The organism is Sphingobium sp. B2 (assembly GCF_007693735.1).
Classification (GTDB): Bacteria; Pseudomonadota; Alphaproteobacteria; order Sphingomonadales; family Sphingomonadaceae; genus Sphingobium; species Sphingobium xenophagum.
In genome coordinates, this window is the sequence record NZ_VDBZ01000001.1 from 345,522 (window position 1) to 361,617 (window position 16,096).

The window sequence follows — 16,096 nt, forward strand, 5'->3', positions numbered from 1 at the left end:
ATGAATATGATCGCCAGCCTCAAGGCGCTACTCTTCGCCAGCACGCCCGTTGGCGCGACCGGCAAGGCCGATACCTCAGCGGTGCCGGACGGCACGGCCGACTTTGCCGCAATGATCGACGCCGCCAGGCTCGCGCCAAACGGATCGCCAGCCGCCGCCAGTGATCCGCAAGGCCATGGCGCGCAGCCTTTGGCGATGCCCCAGGCCAGCATGCCCGACCCTGGCGACAATGCGCCTCTGCCCGATGCCCCCGCCGTAAACACGCCGGTTCCGACAGATGGCGACGCCTTGCCGCTTCCAGCCGCCGCCCCGGCGGTGCCGCCCAGCCCCAGCGCGCCGATCGCCGCCGCGCCGAAGCCGCACGCGCCAGGCCCGCTGCCCATCACCCAGCAATCCGACGATCCCCAGACGGCCCCGCCTGCACCGGCTGCGCCCATGCAGTCGGTGGCGCAGTTGCTGGTCGCGGCGCACATCGCGCCTACCGAGGCGGCCGTTATCGCCCCTCAGCAAACGCCCGCGCCCGCCATCGCGCCGTCCGACGCAATGCCGGTGACAGACGCGGACGCGGAGCCATCCGACATCGACGCGGCGCGTCCGGAACAGCCCGATGCCCCGCCGCAACCGCCCGCCATGGCGACGATGCCGCTGCCTGCGGCACCTCTGCCCGCTACGCCCGTGTCGGATACGCCCGCCAAACCGGCCCCCAAGGCCGAGCATCATGTGATCCCGGAACAAGGCGCGCTGACGCCTGCGCCCGCGCCCACCGTCGCGCCGTCCGACGCAACGCCGGTGACAGACGCGGACGTGGAGCCATCCGACATCGAAACGGAGCGTCCGGAACAGCCCGACGCCCCGCCGCAACCGTCCACCATGGTGATGTTGCCGCCGCCTGCTGCGCCGCTACCCGCTACGCCCCCGCAACAATCCCCTGACGCGCCGTCGGCTTCCTCTCCCGCCACGGTCCAGCCCGCCGTCGCGCCAGCCGTAACAATCCAGCCTGTCGGCGATCAACCGCAATCGATTGCTGATTTGATCGCGGAGCAGCCAGTTACCCCCATCGCGTCAGCGACGCCAACCGGAACGGTGACCGTGCCCAGCCCCATTCTTGCGCCCGATCCTGCGCCGACGCTTCCCGAACCCGCTTCGGACGCAGCACCCATCATAAACGCCGCCAATATGTCCAGCTCACTGTCGGCCAGGGCAGAAGCCCTGTCACTGCTCCAGCTTGCGCGTCAGCATATGGCCCGTCAGTCCGCACCATCGCCTGCTGCCGGGGGTGATACGGCACCCGCTGATGCACCCGTCGCCGCGATAACGGACGCGATGCCCGGAGCCATTGACCCCGCCGTCCCCGCGCCCGCCGCGCCGCCGCTGACGATCCCGACCGTCGCCCCCGCGCTTCCCGCGGTTGATCTCTCCGCCACGCTTGGCGCGCAGGTCGTCGACATGGGCGTGTCGGGCCAGTGGATCGATTCGCTGGCGCGCGACATTGCGGGCCTGTCCGCCAATGGCGCGCAGGGCCGGTTCCAGATCAGCAGCGACCAGCTCGGCCCGATCGACGTCAGCATCCGCCAGGGCATTGACGGCGCAGCGGTCAGCCTGACCGTCTCCAGCGACATCGCCGAAGCCGCCCTGCGACAGGACAGCGACCGGCTGCGCCTGGACGCGGGTCTGTCTGCCGTGCGCATCAGCGAGGTGAAGATCGAACGCGCGCCGCATGTCGGCGATGCGGCGCGATCCGACCCGTCGTCGCAGCAGCAACCCTCGCAACAGCAACAGGGCCAGCACAACGGCCCGTCCGCCAACTGGCAGGGCGCCGGACAGGGCATGGGCCAGTCGCAGCAGCAGGGCCGCTGGCAACAACGTGAAAATATCGCACTCGCCCATAAAGCGGGCGGCGATCCGGCCGTTCTTAACCATGAGCAGACTGGTGATACCGCCAGCCAAGCCATTCGCGCGCGCTATGCGTGACCAGCGCTATCCTGGGGGATATGAACGATGAGCGACGATCCTAAGGCCAAGAGGAAGAAAAAAGGCGGGGGCATGAAAATGATCCTGCTGATCGTCGTCGCCATGGTGGTCGGCGGCGCAGGCGCGGCCGGTGGTCTTTACGCCGCCGGTTTCTTCAGCCCCAAGGAAGAAGGGCCCAAGGAAGATCCCAACAAGCCCGTGCTGGTGCTGGCCGGCGAAAGCGCCGAGGAGATCGCCAAGGCCCATGCCGCGCCGCATGGTGAAGCCGCAGCTGCGGCCCATGGCGCGCATGGCAAGGGCATAGACCTGCCCGCGCCTGCCAACCCGGCCGCCTATCAGGCGACCTATTTCCAGCTTCAGACCCCCTTCACCTCCAACATGTCCGATACGGACGCCTTCGCCCAGATTTCGGTCGCGGTATCGACCTATTACGACCTGCGCGTGATCGACGCGATCAAGACGCACGAAATGGCGATCCGCAGCCAGGTGCTCATGATGCTTGCGCAGCAGCCGGAGGAGATGTTGTCCACCCCCGAAGGCAAGCGGGCGCTCCAGGGGAAGATCAAGGGCATTATCAACGATATATTGAAGCAAAAAACGGGTTATGGCGGCGTTGATAACGTTTATTTTACCAATTTCGTTATTCAATAGGCCTGTCTGAAAGGTCGGGAAATCCCCTGACCCGAAGGGCAGGGGACCAAGATGGACGACGTTCAAACCTACGCCTTCGGGCGCGGGGAATCGCAGGCACCAATGATGCTGTCGGGGCTGGACCGGCTGGGCGAAAAGCTCGGCCGGCGCATCCGTGCGCTGGTGGAACCGATCTGCGGCGTGCGCCCGCAAGTGGAGGCGCAGGACGCGCAACTGCTCGATTTTTCCGCCTGGTCCGCCCAGGTGCCCGCCTTTACCAGCATTTCCATCTACCGTGTGGCCCCGCTCAAGGGGCAGGTGCTGTTGCGCATGGACGCAGCGATGATTTCCACCCTGGTTGACTGTTTCTATGGCGGTATCGGCAATCGTCCCTTGCCCCCGCGCGGCGAATTCACGCCGACAGAGGACCGGCTGATCGCCCGGCTGTCTGAATCCCTCCTTTCCCGCCTGGTCGAGACATGGTCCGACATCCTGCCGCTGGAACCGGCGCTGATCGTGCGCGAAACCGGCGTCGGTTTTGCTGCCTCCGCCCAGCCGGGCGACCAGATGGTCGTCCAGCGCTTCATGATCGGCATCACCCGCGATCAGCTCTGGCCGGTCGATCTCGTCTTTCCGCTGGCCGCCCTGCGTGCCGTCGAACCGCTGATGGGCACCAGATTGCCCGCCGACGATGATCAGAAGGATCCCGTCTGGCAGGCGCGCATTGCCCGCCGCATGCGCGACATCCGCCTTCCCGCCCGCACCGTGCTGGCCCGTCCCAACCTGTCGCTCGCCGAACTGATGCAGCTCAAGGTTGGCGACGTCATTCCCGTCACCATCAGCCGCAGCCTGCCGCTGATCGTGGGTAACCGCATCGTCGCGCGCGGCAGCATCGGCGAACAGGATGGCCGCGCCGCCTTCCAGATTGAAAAGATTGTACAAGGACCCGACCAATGAGTGACATGAGCGAAGCCCCCCGCATGGAGCGTGGAGATGATCCGGTCGGGCGGATGAGCAATAACCATCAGTTCAAACTGCTGGCCGACATTCCCGTGCGCATGTCGGTGGAGGTCGGCTCCACCTCGCTACGCCTTGCCGAAGTCATGGATCTGGCCGAAGGCTCGATCGTCGAACTGGACCGGCAGGCCGACGATCTGCTCGACATCATGGTCAACGGCGCGCTGATCGCCAAGGGTGAGGTGGTGACGGTCAATGGCCGTTATGGCATCCGCATCATCGACATTGCCGCGACCGAAAACCGGCTGGCCGGCATCGAACGGCGCGGTTGATCGCACGCATCGGATTTTACGCTTGCCTTGACGGCCGAAACTGCGGAACGCAGGGCATTAACCATAATCTGCGGGCGGCTTCATGATGGTCTGGTATTTCGTCAAATTGCTGATCCTCCTGCCGCTGGTCGGCGGCATGGCTTTTGGCGCGCTGTGGCTGTGGCGCAAATATCAGCCGGGCATGATCGGCGCGCAGGGCGACCGTTCGCTCAAACTGCTCGAAGCCCTGCCGATGGGGGCGTTCGGCAAGCTTGCCGTCGTGGAGTTTGAGGGCAAGAAAATCCTCCTTTCGGTCACCCGCGGCCGCATCGAAAAAATCGCGGAAGGCGATCATGTCCGTGTTCGCTGACTTGCTCCTGCTACCTGACAATCGTCACCCCGGCGAAGGCCGGGGTCCAGGGCGTTGGCGCGCAGCTTATGCCACCCCGGATTCCGGCCTGCGCCGGAATGACGGGATCAGAATTGCGCTGGCGCTGCCGGCCGCCTTTCTTGCGATCCTGCTCTTTTCCTCCCCCGCCTTCGCCTAGGCCGCACCCGCTGCGCCGGTCGACACTGGCGGCGCATTGAGCCGCGCCAGGGGTCAGATTTCGGGCGCTGGCCGCTCGCTCTCGCTCCTGTCTCTTATACAGATGTGTATAAGAGACAGCGCCCAACCAGGTGCTGCTGGGCCCTGTCTCTTATACAGATGTGTATAAGAGACAGACCCCCGCCTTCGCCCAGGCCGCACCCGCTGCGCCGGTCGACAATGGCGGCGCATTGAGCCGCGCCATGGGTCAGATTTCGGGCGATGGCCGCTCGCTCTCGCTCAGCCTGCAAATCCTGATCCTCATGAGCCTGCTGACGGTGCTGCCGTCGCTGATCCTCATGATGACCAGCTTCACCCGCATCATCATCGTCCTGTCGCTGCTGCGGCAGGCACTGGGCCTGCAACAGACCCCGCCCAACCAGGTGCTGCTGGGCCTGTCCCTGTTCCTGTCCCTGTTCGTGATGCGGCCTGCCATCGACCAGATCAACCAGCTGGCGTTCGACCCCTATGGCAAGGGGCAGATCAGCATAGAGGAAGCGGTCGGTCGGTCGGGCAAGGTGCTGCACGGTTTCATGGCCAAGCAGACGCGCGAAAGCGACCTCAAGCTGTTCGCCGGTCTGGCCGAAGCTCCGCCCTTCCGCACGTCCGCCGACATCCCCTTCACTATCCTGCTGCCCGCTTTCGTCACCAGCGAACTCAAGACCGCCTTCCAGATCGGCTTCATGATCTTTCTGCCCTTCCTCATCATCGACCTCGTCGTCGCCTCCACGCTGATGGCGCTGGGCATGATGATGCTGTCCCCGACGATCATCTCCATGCCCTTCAAGCTGCTCTTGTTCGTGCTGGTCGACGGATGGGCGCTGACCATGGGGAGCTTGGCGGGGTCGTTCGCGACATGATTGGCGTGCTTACTCCCCTTCCGTTCGTTTCGAGCGAAGTCGAGAAACGGTTGTGCGCAGGTTTCTCGACTTCGCTCGAAACGAACGGCGTTGGGTTGCCCGGCTGATGGAAAACGCCGATTTCTTCATGGGCTTGGCCCAGCAGGCGCTCTGGATCACGGCGCTGGCCGCGGCTCCCATTTTGCTGCCCGCGCTGGTCGCGGGTCTGGTGATCGGCATGGTGCAGGCCGCGACTTCAATCAACGAACAGACGTTGAGCTTCATTCCCAAGATCATCGTCGTCGGCGGCATGCTGGCTTTGTTCGGCGGTTCGATCATGGTGCTGATCGCCGATTTCACCCGCGAGATTTTCGAGCGGATACCGGACCTGCTGCAATGATCGCACCGGGCTTCGCTGGCGTGGAGGCCCAGTTGTGGATCTGGCTGATCGCCATGATCCGCCCCGGCGCGGCCTTCATCGCGGCCCCGGTATTCGGCGCGCCCGCCGTGCCGCTGCAACTGCGCCTGATCCTCAGCCTCGCGCTCGGCCTTGCCGCGCTCAACACCGTCACCATCGTCCTGCCGCCCGATGGCATCGCCAGTTTTGAAGGCGTGATGATGGTCGCGGGCGAAGTGCTGGCTGGTCTCGCCATGGGGTTTGCGGTCCAGATCGGCTATGCCGCCGCTTTCGTCGCGGGGGAAACGATCGGCAACGCCATGGGCCTCAATTTCGCGGCGATGGTCGATCCGTCGTCAGGGCAGGGGACGCAGGTGGTGGGGCAGTTCCTCTCCATCCTGGCGACCTTCCTGCTGCTTGGCATGGACGGGCATCTGCTGCTCGCGGCCTATGTCGTCAAAAGCTATCAGGCGCTGCCCCCCGGCGCGGCGATGCTGTCCAACGATGCGGTCTGGCATCTGGTCGAATTTGGCGGCGCGTTGCTGGGTGCTGGCGTCACCGTTGCGCTGCCGGTCGGCTTCGCGCTGGTGCTGGTGCAGATCGTCATGGGCATGCTGGCGCGCGCCGCGCCCTCGCTCAACCTGTTCGCGGTCGGCATGCCGATGGCGATGATGGCGGGCCTTGTCCTGCTGGCGATTGCCGCGCCGATCATGGGCGAAGGGCTGACGGTCGCGCTCAAGGCAGGGCTGGATCATGCCCAGTCGATCGCGGAAGGGCGCTAGACCATGGCGGACAGTCCCGGCGGCGGCGAAAAGACCGAAAAACCGACACCCAAAAAATTGCAGGACGCCGCCAAGAAGGGCGACATTCTCCAGTCGCGCGAACTGGGCACGGCGCTGGTGGTGATGGCGGGTATCGGCTGGCTGGCGGTGACCGGTCCCTCGATGATCGACGCCTTGTCCGACATGCTGACACAGGCGCTGCGCTTCAGGCGGGACGATATTGTCGATTTTTCGCCCGCCGAACGCGGGCTGGACTTGCTGACCGGCATCGCCCTGCCGGTGGCTGGCGTCATGCTGGCGACCTTCCTTGCCGCCATCGCCGCGCCCGCCTTGCTGGGGTCGCTTGGGTTCCGCCCCGGCGCCTTCGCGCCCAAGGCGTCGAAATTGAATCCCGGCGCGGGCCTCAAGCGAATCTTCGGCACTCAGGGGCTTATCGAACTGCTCAAGTCGATCGCCAAGGTCGGGCTGCTCGGCAGCATCGGCGTGTGGATGATCTGGGACCGGCTGACCGCGATCATCGGTCTTGGCAAGCAGGGTATCGCACCCGCCATGGCCGACCTTGGCAATATGTTCATCCTGACCTGCCTGGTGATGGCGGGCGGTCTGTTCCTGATCGCGGGCATCGACGTGCCGGCGCAGATCATGCAGCGGGCCAAGCGGCTCGGCATGTCCAAGCAGGAAATCAAGGACGAACATAAGGAAAGCGAAGGTTCGCCTGAACTCAAGGGCCAGATCCGCCGCCGCCAATATGAAACGCTCAATGGCTCCACCCGGCAGGCCGTGGCGGAAGCCAGCGTCATCATCACCAACCCGACCCATTTCGCCGTCGCGCTGCGCTACAAGCCCGGCGTCGATGCCGCCCCGGTCGTGGTCGCGCGCGGCAGCGACGCGATCGCCGCGGCCATCCGTGAACTGGCCGACCAGAATGGCGTGACCGTCCTCCAATATCCCGAACTCGCCCGCGCCATCTATTTCACCTCGCGCACCGGGCAGATCGTCAATGAAGGCCTCTACATGGCGGTCGCGACCGTGCTGGCCTTCGTATTCCGGGTCGAAAACCGCATGGCGAGCGAGATGGACCGGCCGTTCATCACGGTTCCTGAAGACCTGCGCTTCGACGCCGACGGCAAGAAGCAATAACGCCTCCATGGACAGGCTCCGCCTGCTATGGATCGGCGCGGGCCTTACGCTGCTGATATTCGTTCCGGCCTATTGTCTGACCCTGTCCTTGGGTCCTGCCATCCCGCGTGATGGCACATCGCTGGTCGTCGGGCGCGATTTCCTCAACATCTGGATGTATGGCCGCGCCGCCTGGCAGGCCGACCCGGCCCGCTATTATGACATGCCGACTTATCTTGCCGCGCTCGGCCCCGTGGTCGGCGCGGGCTATCCCGGCCAGCTCTGGTCCTATCCGCCCGTTGCCCTGCTGATCGCTGCCCCTTTCGGCCTGCTTCCCTATCTTCCCGCCCTGTTGCTGTGGACGGCGTGCGGCATTGTCGGCTTCACTGTCGCCCTGCGCCTATGGACCCGCGACTGGCGCATCATCGCGCTGCTTCTGGCCGCGCCCGCCGCGCTGATCGGCCTCATGTCGGGCCAGTTCGCGCTGCTGGCCGCCGCCATCCTGCTGGCCGTGCTGCGCTGGCGCGAACGCCGCCCCTGGCTGGCTGGTGCGCTGGTCGGCCTGCTGCTGGTAAAGCCCCAGCTTGCCCTGTTGATCCCCTTGCTGTTCGTCGCGACCGGCAACTGGCGCGCCTTTGCCGCCGCCACCCTGTCCAGCGTCACGCTGGCGGGCGTCGTCGCGCTGATCTGGGGCATCGACATCTGGCACATCTATATCGCCACCGGCATCGCCAACCAGTCGCTGGTGCTCAGTGATCCCGATCATCTCGCCGGGCCGTTCATGCCCACCCTGTTCATGAACCTGCGCGTCATCGGCGTGCCCGTCCCGGCTGCGAGCGCGCTCCAGACGGCGCTGGCGCTGCTCGCCGCTATTCTGGTCTGGCTGCGTTTCCGGCAGCGCCCTGCGCCTGACGACCTGCGCGCCAATCTCCTGTTCCTCGCCTGCGCCGTTTCGGCCACGCCCTACATGCTCTCCTACGACACGCTGGCGCTGGCTGCCGTCGCGGTGCTGGCTCTGGCGGCGGGGGAGGGGCGAATCGGGCCATCGCTCGCCTTCTTCCTCCCCCTGCTTCAGATCGTCGCTGGCATGGCCGGGCTGCCGGGGCCGGGCCTCATCCCCATCCTTCTCGCCTTCCATCTGTCGGGCCAGCAAAAAAACATCGTGGTGAATTAAAGTTTAGCCGCACTCGTCCGTAATCTCTTCACGGGGACGCATTATGATGGTGCGTCATGAACGACTATGGTTCACGCAGCGAAGTATCGCCGATAGACAGGGCCGCAACGCGCGCGCTGTCCCCGGTGCAGGCCGTCCCGCCTGCGTCGCTCGGCCGGTCGGGTCGCGAAGCGCCCGGCGCGCGTGGCGCCGCGTCGCAGGTCGACCTTGCCTCGATTGACGAGGATGTCGCCAGCGTTGCCGAATATGCCAAGGTTCATGTCGAAATTGCCGACATATTGGCCGACCTGCGATCAGCGACCAACCCGCCCAGCGTCGAAGCGGCTGCGGGCGCGATCCAGGCGCTGATGCCGGTGCCTATCATTCTTGTGCCGTTGCCGCCCGCCAGCAAGGAAGCGGTCGAACACGCCACCGTCATCGCCCGGCGCATGGTGGAACAGGCCGCCTATGCCAAGGCTGCCCAGGGCGCGATCAGCCGCGCCACGGTCGATCAGGTGCTGGCGTCCGCCAACGGATAATCCGCGCGGGACATCGCGCGAAAATCATTCCTAAAGGTCTTGCCGCTAGCGCCGTTCTTTCCTCTGAAAGGACGGCGCAATGGCATCGGTCACCTCCAATATCACCACCGCACTCGGCATTGGATCGGGCATCGACACCAAGTCGCTCGTATCGAGCCTGGTCGCCGCCACGCGCGATCCGAAGGAAAAGGTGATCACCGATCGCCAGAGCCTGAACAGCGCACGGATTTCCGCGCTGGCGTCTGCCTCCAGTTCGCTGGACACTTTTGCCGACGCGCTGACCACCTTGTTGTCGGGCACTGGCTATGCGGGCGTGCCCGCATCCAACGACACCAGCATTGCCTCGGTCAGCCCGCTGCCGGGGGGCGTGCCCAAGGGATTGCCCGCCCAGCTGGAAGTGCAGCAACTCGCTTCCGGCCGTACCCTGGCGTCGATCCCGGTGTCGGGCGCGACCGCCGCCAGCGCGGTCGGCGAAGGGGAATTGACGCTGACGGTCGGCGGCTCTTCCGCCGCCATCACGATCGACGCCAGCAATAACAGCTATACCGGCCTTGCCGCCGCCATCAACGCATCGGGACTGGGCGTCACCGCATCGGTCGTGACCGACGTGCAGGGGACGCGGCTGGTGATGAAGGGCGCGACCGGCGCGGCCAATGATTTTTCGCTGACATCGGTCAGCGGCGATGATCTGGCTGCCTTCGCCTGGAATGGCGCCGACAGCCTGACCATGGAGTCCAAGGCCAGCCCGCAAAATGCCATCATCAAGCTCGACGGGGTGGAGCAGCATTACGCCACCAACACCATCGACACCGCGATCGCCAATCTGCGCATCGACCTGAACAAGGCCGCGCCCGGCACCACCGTCACGCTGGCGACGACCGAGCCGACCACGTCGATGCGCGACCTGATGGTCGAATTTGTCGATGCCTATAATACGCTGGTCAAGGCGCTGAACACGGCGACGGCGACCGGCGCGGACTCATCGTCCGCAGGCGTGCTGAACGGCGAAGCCTCGATCCGCGACATGCGCCGCCAACTGTCGGCGATGACCTCCACTTCCTTGTCAGACACGGGCACCTACAGGACGCTGTCGGACATCGGCGTCGCCACCAATCGCGATGGCACGCTCAAACTTGATACCGACACGCTGGACAAGGCCATCGCGGCCGATCCTTCCGCGATCACGCAATTGCTCAACCCTGCGGTCGCGTCGGCGACCAATCCGGGGCTGGCGGGGCTGATGGACAGCGTACGGGACAAGATCCAGCTGAAGGACGGCTCCTTCGCGCAATCCCAGGCCAAATATAAGACCCTGGGCGAAACGCTGACCAAGCAGCTGGAAAAGCTCGACACACAGATGGCCAGCTACGAAGCGCAACTCACCAGCGTCTATTCCAAGATGGAAACGCGACTGACCGCGCTCAAGGCGACGCAGAGCTATCTCGATCAGCAGATTGAAATCTGGAACAACAGCAAGAATTAATCGGGGACGGCAGGACGATGTTCTACAATCAGGGTTATGCAGGCAATATGGCGGCGCGGCGCTATGCAGCGGTCCATTCGGGCAGCCGGACGGAAGGCGCGACCCCTCATGCGCTGGTCAAGATCTTGTTCGACGAACTGCTGATCGCGATGGAAGCGGCGGCGCTGGCGGAACGCCAGGGCGACCGGATGAAAGTATCCGACAAGCAGGCGCGGGCGATGTCGATCCTGTTCGCGCTCGAATCGAGCCTGGACTTCGACAAGGGCGGCGACATTTCCGTCGGGCTGGCGCAAATCTATCGCGAAGCGCGCCGCCTGCTGCTCGTCGGCGCCAAGGAAAGATCGGCGGAGCCGGTTGATCAGGCGCGTGAACTGATTGCGGAAATCGCCGACGCCTGGAATCAGATCGGATAAGATGCGGCCTATGACATGCGCGCTTTCGCGCATTTTCAAGAATGCCAGCATGGTCTGACTGGCCCGTGTTGCGGGGTTGCACCCCAAACATGGCGTCTGTATAGGCGATGCTCGCAAAGGGCGGCCCGGCGGGGGCCGCCTTTTTGCGTTGTACCACCAGTCCTTCGTGCAAGGACGCGCATCAAGCCCAGAAAGGGAAGGCTCATGTCGATTACGCCGCTCATGCCCGTTTACCCCCGGTGCGATGTTCGTCCGGTGCGAGGCGAAGGTTGCTATCTGATCGGTGAGCGCGGTGAGCGCTATCTCGACTTTGCCAGCGGCATTGCAGTGAACCTGCTGGGGCATGGCCACCCCAGGCTGGTGAAGGCCATTGCCGATCAGGCCGCGACGCTGATGCATGTGTCCAACCTCTATGGCATGCCGCTGGGGGAAAAATTCGCGCAGAAGCTGGTCGATACGACCTTTGCCGATACCGTGTTCTTCACCAATTCGGGCGCGGAAGCGGTCGAATGCGCGATCAAGACCGCGCGCCGCTATCATTATGTCAATGGCCAGCCGCACCGGCACAAGATCATCAGCTTCGACAACGCGTTTCACGGGCGGACGCTGGGGACGATCTCGGCCACCAGCCAGCCCAAGATGCGCGACGGGTTCGAACCGTTGCTGCCCGGCTTTGCCGTGGTGCCGTTCAACGATCTGGACGCCGCGCTGGCGCAGATCGACGACAATACCGCCGGTTTCCTGCTGGAGCCGGTGCAGGGCGAAGGCGGCGTGACGCCAGCGACGCAGGAATTCCTGACCGGCCTGCGCAAGGCATGTGACGAACATGGCCTGCTGCTCATCCTGGATGAGGTCCAGTGCGGCTATGCCCGTACCGGCACCTTCTTCGCGCATGAACAATATGGCATTACGCCCGACATCATGTCGGTGGCCAAGGGCATCGGCGCAGGCTTTCCGCTGGGCGCATGCCTGGCGACGGAGGAAGCCGCCAAGGGCATGGTATTTGGCACCCATGGCACCACCTATGGCGGCAATCCCCTCGCCATGGCGGCGGGGCTGGCCGTGCTGGAAGAGGTCATGGCCGACGGTTTCATGGACCATGTCAAGGCGATCGGCGCGCGCCTGCGCGCTGCGCTGGCACAGTTGATCCCCAATCATGATGGCCTGCTCCAGGACGTGCGCGGCATGGGGCTGATGCTGGGCGTGAAGCTCAACGACAGTGTCGAAGCGCGCGGCTTCGTCGCCCTGTCTCTTATACACATCTAGATGTGTATAAGAGACAGTGTCAAGGCGATCGGCGCGCGCCTGCGCGCTGCGCTGGAACAGTTGATCCCCAATCATGATGGCCTGTTCCAGGACGTGCGCGGCATGGGGCTGATGCTGGGCGTGAAGCTCAACGACAGTGTCGAAGCGCGCGGCTTCGTCGCCCATCTGCGCGACAATCATGGTCTGCTGACCGTGTCGGCGGGGCAGAATGTCGTCCGAATCCTGCCGCCGCTGGTGATTGACGAAAGCCATATCGCCGAATGTGTCGAAAAGCTGTCCGCGGGCGCGCGCAGCTATGCGGAGGCCCAGGCGGCCTGATTTTACCTTCGTTCGCGCTGAGCCTGTCGAAGCGTCGTTTTTCTTCCGCAAGAAAGGAAGCGGCTTCGACTTCGCTCAGCCCGAACGGTCGAGGGGGTTGTTACCAATGACCAGACATTTTCTGAACCTGTCCGACGCAGGCGGCGATGCCATTGCCGCGATGATTGCCGATGCCATCGACCGCAAGGCTGCGCGGGCCAGCTGGCCCAAGGGCCGCGCCGATGCTGACGCGCCGCTGGCGGGCCACACGCTGGCGATGATCTTCGAAAAAAACTCGACCCGCACGCGCGTGTCGTTCGACATGGCGATCCGCCAGCTGGGCGGCACATCGCTGATCCTCGACGGCGCGACCAGCCAGCTCGGCCGCGGCGAGACGGTGGCGGACACCGCCCGCGTGCTCAGCCGCATGTGCGACGCGATCATGATCCGCACCGATGATCATGCCAAGATCGAGGAAATGGCCCATTACGCCACCGTCCCGGTCATCAACGGCCTGACCGACCTGTCGCATCCGTGCCAGATCGTTGCGGACCTGTTGACCGTGGTGGAACATGGGCTGGCGCTTCCGGGCAGCCAATGGGCCTGGCTGGGCGACGGCAATAACGTCCTCCATTCGATTATCGAGGCGGCTGGCCTGCTGAAGTTCGACGTCCGCATCGGCGTGCCGCAGGGCTATGATCCTGATCCCGCTTTTGCGACAGCGGCGCAGGCGCTGGGGGCCAGCATCACCCTGACCCGCGATCCCGTGGCGGCGGTGGCCGGCGCGGACGTGGTCGTGACCGATACCTGGATTTCGATGGGCCAGTCCCATGCGGAAGAAAAGCTGGCGGCGATGATGCCCTATCAGGTCACACCCGCGCTGATGGCAGAGGCGAAGCCGCAGGCCCGCTTCCTCCACTGCCTGCCCGCCCATCGCGGCGAGGAAGTCGTCGCAGACGTGATCGACGGTCCCCAGTCGCTGATCTGGGACGAAGCGGAAAACCGCATCCATGGCCAGAAGTCGGTCCTGCTCTGGGCGCTTGGAAAGCTCTAGAGCCGCCCTATATTCGGGTGAATGCATTGCCGCCCGATCCTGCAACCGGGGTCGGGCGGATCACAAGGAATCGTCATTCTGCCTCCTCATATCGACCACGCCATCGGCTTCACCATTCCGTCGCGTCATGCGCGCGGGCGAATCGTGCGGCTGGGGCCGGTGCTGGATCAGGTTCTTGCCGCCCACGCCTATCCCCCGCCGATCGAGCGGCTGCTGGCGTCGGCGCTGGTGCTTGCCGCGTTGCTGGGCAGCACGCTCAAGCAGGCGGGCGGGCAGCTGACGCTACAGGCGCAGACCGAAACCGGCGTCGTCCGGCTGCTGGTCGCTGACTATAAGAATGGCGAACTGCGCGGATACGCCAAGTTCGACGCTGACCGGCTGGCCGAGCTTGGGCCGGACCCGACGCTGTTCGGCCTGTTCGGCAAGGGCTATCTCGCCATCACGTTCGACCAGTCGCTCACCGGCGAACGCTATCAGGGCATCGTGCCGCTTGACGGCGAAACGCTGGCCGATGCGGCGGAGCAATATTTCTTCCAGTCCGAACAGATCCCCAGCATCATTCGCATGGGCACCCGCCACGACGCGGGGCAGGGCTGCATCGCCGGGGGCATGCTGATCCAGCATCTGCCCGAAGGCGAAGTGGGGCGGGAACGACTGCATGTCCGTCACGATCACCCGGAATGGGAGCATGTCCAGGCATTGGGCATCACGTTGGGCCAGGCGGAACTGACCGACGAGACGCTGCCGCTGACCGACATCGTCTGGCGCCTTTTCCATGAGGAGCCCGAAGTACGGGTCATGGAGCCGTCGCCGCTGGCCAAGGGCTGCCGCTGCGACATCGCCCATATCCGTGACGTGATCGGCCGTTTTCCGGCGGAAGAGCGGGTTGAAATGGCGGGCAGCGATGGCATTATCGGGGTCGATTGCGCTTTTTGCTCGCGCATTTTCCCGCTCGCGCTCGACAGTTTTACGGCGCATTGAGCGGATCGTTACGCTAACGACATTTGTAATTTGGGCAAACTCGCCCGCGCGCGCTATCAAAATGCCGCAATTGGGCTTCATCTGTCGGGTAGGCGGATTGCGGCCCATCGGGCGCGTAATCCATGGCGGGACATAGGTAATATCATGGCAAGGAACGGACTGCGGACGCTGGCCGTCGCGGCGGCGATGATGACGGGGAGTTGGGCCGGGGCTGCCCAGGGCCCGTCGCTCGCGGCGCTGCGTCCGTTGCAGCCTGGCCAATGGGAATTGCACGAACGCGGGGAGGGCAGCGAAGACGGCCAGACCCGCAAGCTGTGCATCACCGATCTGCGCCAGTTGCTTCAGGTCCGCCATGGCCGCACGCTGTGCCGCAGCTTCGTGGTCAGCGACGCCCCGACCATGGCGACCATCACCTATGATTGCGCCGCTGCGGGCAATGGCCGCACCGACCTGCGCGTCGAAACGCCCCGGCTGGTCCAGATCAATTCGCAGGGGATTGCCGATGGCGCACCCTTCGCCTTTACAATGGAAGCCCGGCGCATCGGCGACTGCCAGTAATCGGACCATGATTGCGCCGCTTGCACTGGCGCGTCACGGGCGGTAGCGCGGGGCCATGGCTTCCAATGAACGAAAATTCGCCGTCGTCCTGCTATCGGGCGGCCTTGATTCGATGGTCGCGGGCGGTCTGGCGCGGGAAGCCGGCTATCATCTGCTGGCCCTGTCGATCGACTATAACCAGCGCCATCGCGTCGAATTGCGCGCGGCCGGACGGGTCGCGCAGGCGCTCAACGCCATGCGCCACATCGTCCTCCCGCTCGATCTGACGGCGTTTGGCGGGTCGGCGCTGACGGCCGACATCGCTGTGCCAAAGGGCGGAGTAGGTGACGATATTCCCGTCACCTATGTACCCGCCCGCAACACCATCTTCCTGTCGCTGACGCTGGGGCTGGCCGAAGTGGCCGGGGCCAGCGACATTTTCATCGGCGTCAACGCGCTCGACTATTCGGGCTATCCCGATTGCCGCCCCGAATTTATCGACGCCTTCCAGACCATGGCGGCCCTAGCGACCAAGGCGGGGGTGGAGGGCCATCCGATTCGCATCAACGCGCCGCTGCAACATATGAGCAAGGCGGACATCGTGCGTGAAGCGCATCGTCTGGGGCTGGATGCCGGGGTCAGCTGGTCCTGCTATGATCCCACCCCCGACGGCAAGCATTGCGGCCTGTGCGACAGTTGCCGTCTGCGGTCCAAGGGGTTTGAGGAAGCTGGCCTGCCCGATCCCACCATCTACGCCGCCCGGCCCTGAACGGCGGCGGAC

At 64.7% G+C, this 16,096-nt stretch carries 18 protein-coding genes and 2 pseudogenes; all 20 read left to right on the forward strand.

Features of this window, described 5'->3' with window-relative positions; genetic code table 11:
* The 20 genes and pseudogenes from FE851_RS01740 (at nucleotide 1) to queC (ending at nucleotide 16,084) form a co-directional block, all read left to right on the forward strand.
* A complete protein-coding gene (locus tag FE851_RS01740; protein ID WP_145199299.1) occupies nucleotides 1–1,971 on the forward strand; it encodes a flagellar hook-length control protein FliK in 1,971 nt (656 codons plus the stop codon).
* Nucleotides 1,972–1,998: 27 nt separating this feature from the next.
* The gene (gene fliL, locus FE851_RS01745; protein ID WP_145199303.1) at nucleotides 1,999–2,622 is read left to right on the forward strand and encodes a flagellar basal body-associated protein FliL; all 624 of its coding nucleotides are present in this window, start codon (nucleotides 1,999–2,001) and stop codon (nucleotides 2,620–2,622) included.
* 51 nt (nucleotides 2,623–2,673) lie between these two features.
* The gene (locus FE851_RS01750; RefSeq protein WP_017182878.1) at nucleotides 2,674–3,558 is read left to right on the forward strand and encodes a flagellar motor switch protein FliM; all 885 of its coding nucleotides are present in this window, start codon (nucleotides 2,674–2,676) and stop codon (nucleotides 3,556–3,558) included.
* Nucleotides 3,555–3,890 carry a flagellar motor switch protein FliN gene (gene fliN, locus FE851_RS01755; RefSeq protein ID WP_026002339.1) on the forward strand — a complete coding sequence of 112 codons (336 nt, stop codon included), beginning with the start codon at nucleotides 3,555–3,557 and terminating at the stop codon, nucleotides 3,888–3,890. Before FE851_RS01750 ends, fliN begins: the two co-directional genes overlap by 4 nt.
* An 85-nt stretch (nucleotides 3,891–3,975) precedes the next feature.
* The gene (locus FE851_RS01760; RefSeq protein WP_026002338.1) at nucleotides 3,976–4,239 is read left to right on the forward strand and encodes a FliO/MopB family protein; all 264 of its coding nucleotides are present in this window, start codon (nucleotides 3,976–3,978) and stop codon (nucleotides 4,237–4,239) included.
* A gap of 214 nt (nucleotides 4,240–4,453) precedes the next feature.
* A complete protein-coding gene (locus FE851_RS27210; protein WP_409994466.1) occupies nucleotides 4,454–4,585 on the forward strand; it encodes a hypothetical protein in 132 nt (43 codons plus the stop codon).
* Complete coding sequence (gene fliP, locus FE851_RS01770) at nucleotides 4,548–5,315, forward strand: flagellar type III secretion system pore protein FliP (RefSeq protein ID WP_261370832.1); 768 nt, start codon at nucleotides 4,548–4,550, stop codon at nucleotides 5,313–5,315. The genes FE851_RS27210 and fliP overlap by 38 nt, the downstream gene beginning before the upstream one ends.
* A gap of 106 nt (nucleotides 5,316–5,421) precedes the next feature.
* On the forward strand, nucleotides 5,422–5,694 hold the full coding sequence (gene fliQ, locus FE851_RS01775; protein WP_017182874.1) for a flagellar biosynthesis protein FliQ: 273 nt from the start codon (nucleotides 5,422–5,424) through the stop codon (nucleotides 5,692–5,694).
* Nucleotides 5,691–6,473 (forward strand): flagellar biosynthetic protein FliR, encoded by a 783-nt coding sequence (gene fliR, locus FE851_RS01780; protein WP_026002336.1) that lies wholly within the window; start codon nucleotides 5,691–5,693, stop codon nucleotides 6,471–6,473. The genes fliQ and fliR overlap by 4 nt, the downstream gene beginning before the upstream one ends.
* Before the next feature lie 3 nt (nucleotides 6,474–6,476).
* Nucleotides 6,477–7,613 carry a flagellar type III secretion system protein FlhB gene (gene flhB / locus FE851_RS01785; RefSeq protein WP_145199306.1) on the forward strand — a complete coding sequence of 379 codons (1,137 nt, stop codon included), beginning with the start codon at nucleotides 6,477–6,479 and terminating at the stop codon, nucleotides 7,611–7,613.
* Nucleotides 7,614–7,620: 7 nt separating this feature from the next.
* Nucleotides 7,621–8,766, forward strand: coding sequence for a glycosyltransferase family 87 protein (locus tag FE851_RS01790; protein ID WP_145199309.1), 1,146 nt, complete (start codon nucleotides 7,621–7,623; stop codon nucleotides 8,764–8,766).
* Between the two features lie 56 nt (nucleotides 8,767–8,822).
* Nucleotides 8,823–9,284 carry a hypothetical protein gene (locus tag FE851_RS01795; RefSeq protein WP_086485763.1) on the forward strand — a complete coding sequence of 154 codons (462 nt, stop codon included), beginning with the start codon at nucleotides 8,823–8,825 and terminating at the stop codon, nucleotides 9,282–9,284.
* A 79-nt stretch (nucleotides 9,285–9,363) separates the two neighbouring features.
* Nucleotides 9,364–10,767: a flagellar filament capping protein FliD gene (gene fliD / locus FE851_RS01800; RefSeq protein WP_145199312.1), complete on the forward strand. Its 1,404-nt coding sequence runs from the start codon at nucleotides 9,364–9,366 to the stop codon at nucleotides 10,765–10,767.
* Nucleotides 10,768–10,784: 17 nt separating this feature from the next.
* Nucleotides 10,785–11,180 carry a flagellar export chaperone FliS gene (gene fliS / locus FE851_RS01805; RefSeq protein ID WP_017182868.1) on the forward strand — a complete coding sequence of 132 codons (396 nt, stop codon included), beginning with the start codon at nucleotides 10,785–10,787 and terminating at the stop codon, nucleotides 11,178–11,180.
* 204 nt (nucleotides 11,181–11,384) lie between these two features.
* Nucleotides 11,385–12,425, forward strand: a pseudogene (locus FE851_RS01810) (aspartate aminotransferase family protein); the annotation flags it as partial.
* Nucleotides 12,426–12,464: 39 nt separating this feature from the next.
* Nucleotides 12,465–12,764, forward strand: a pseudogene (locus tag FE851_RS01815) (aminotransferase class III-fold pyridoxal phosphate-dependent enzyme); the annotation flags it as partial.
* Between the two features lie 106 nt (nucleotides 12,765–12,870).
* A complete protein-coding gene (gene argF, locus FE851_RS01820; RefSeq protein WP_145199315.1) occupies nucleotides 12,871–13,797 on the forward strand; it encodes an ornithine carbamoyltransferase in 927 nt (308 codons plus the stop codon).
* 21 nt (nucleotides 13,798–13,818) lie between these two features.
* Nucleotides 13,819–14,778 carry an Hsp33 family molecular chaperone HslO gene (locus FE851_RS01825; RefSeq protein ID WP_145199319.1) on the forward strand — a complete coding sequence of 320 codons (960 nt, stop codon included), beginning with the start codon at nucleotides 13,819–13,821 and terminating at the stop codon, nucleotides 14,776–14,778.
* A gap of 144 nt (nucleotides 14,779–14,922) precedes the next feature.
* Complete coding sequence (locus FE851_RS01830) at nucleotides 14,923–15,336, forward strand: DUF3617 domain-containing protein (RefSeq protein ID WP_145199322.1); 414 nt, start codon at nucleotides 14,923–14,925, stop codon at nucleotides 15,334–15,336.
* A gap of 55 nt (nucleotides 15,337–15,391) precedes the next feature.
* Nucleotides 15,392–16,084: a 7-cyano-7-deazaguanine synthase QueC gene (gene queC / locus FE851_RS01835; RefSeq protein ID WP_130753621.1), complete on the forward strand. Its 693-nt coding sequence runs from the start codon at nucleotides 15,392–15,394 to the stop codon at nucleotides 16,082–16,084.
* The last annotated feature ends 12 nt before the right edge of the window (nucleotides 16,085–16,096 follow it).

Coding starts and splice junctions, on each gene's coding strand:
- fliD (WP_145199312.1), top strand. CDS start 9,364: ATGGCATCGGTCACCTCCAATATCACCACCGCACTCGGCATTGGATCG.
- FE851_RS01790 (WP_145199309.1), top strand. CDS start 7,621: ATGGACAGGCTCCGCCTGCTATGGATCGGCGCGGGCCTTACGCTGCTG.
- flhB (WP_145199306.1), top strand. CDS start 6,477: ATGGCGGACAGTCCCGGCGGCGGCGAAAAGACCGAAAAACCGACACCC.
- FE851_RS01750 (WP_017182878.1), top strand. CDS start 2,674: ATGGACGACGTTCAAACCTACGCCTTCGGGCGCGGGGAATCGCAGGCA.
- argF (WP_145199315.1), top strand. CDS start 12,871: ATGACCAGACATTTTCTGAACCTGTCCGACGCAGGCGGCGATGCCATT.
- queC (WP_130753621.1), top strand. CDS start 15,392: ATGGCTTCCAATGAACGAAAATTCGCCGTCGTCCTGCTATCGGGCGGC.
- fliN (WP_026002339.1), top strand. CDS start 3,555: ATGAGTGACATGAGCGAAGCCCCCCGCATGGAGCGTGGAGATGATCCG.
- fliQ (WP_017182874.1), top strand. CDS start 5,422: ATGGAAAACGCCGATTTCTTCATGGGCTTGGCCCAGCAGGCGCTCTGG.
- fliS (WP_017182868.1), top strand. CDS start 10,785: ATGTTCTACAATCAGGGTTATGCAGGCAATATGGCGGCGCGGCGCTAT.
- FE851_RS01825 (WP_145199319.1), top strand. CDS start 13,819: ATGCATTGCCGCCCGATCCTGCAACCGGGGTCGGGCGGATCACAAGGA.
- fliR (WP_026002336.1), top strand. CDS start 5,691: ATGATCGCACCGGGCTTCGCTGGCGTGGAGGCCCAGTTGTGGATCTGG.
- fliL (WP_145199303.1), top strand. CDS start 1,999: ATGAGCGACGATCCTAAGGCCAAGAGGAAGAAAAAAGGCGGGGGCATG.
- FE851_RS01740 (WP_145199299.1), top strand. CDS start 1: ATGAATATGATCGCCAGCCTCAAGGCGCTACTCTTCGCCAGCACGCCC.
- FE851_RS01795 (WP_086485763.1), top strand. CDS start 8,823: ATGAACGACTATGGTTCACGCAGCGAAGTATCGCCGATAGACAGGGCC.
- FE851_RS01760 (WP_026002338.1), top strand. CDS start 3,976: ATGGTCTGGTATTTCGTCAAATTGCTGATCCTCCTGCCGCTGGTCGGC.
- FE851_RS01830 (WP_145199322.1), top strand. CDS start 14,923: ATGGCAAGGAACGGACTGCGGACGCTGGCCGTCGCGGCGGCGATGATG.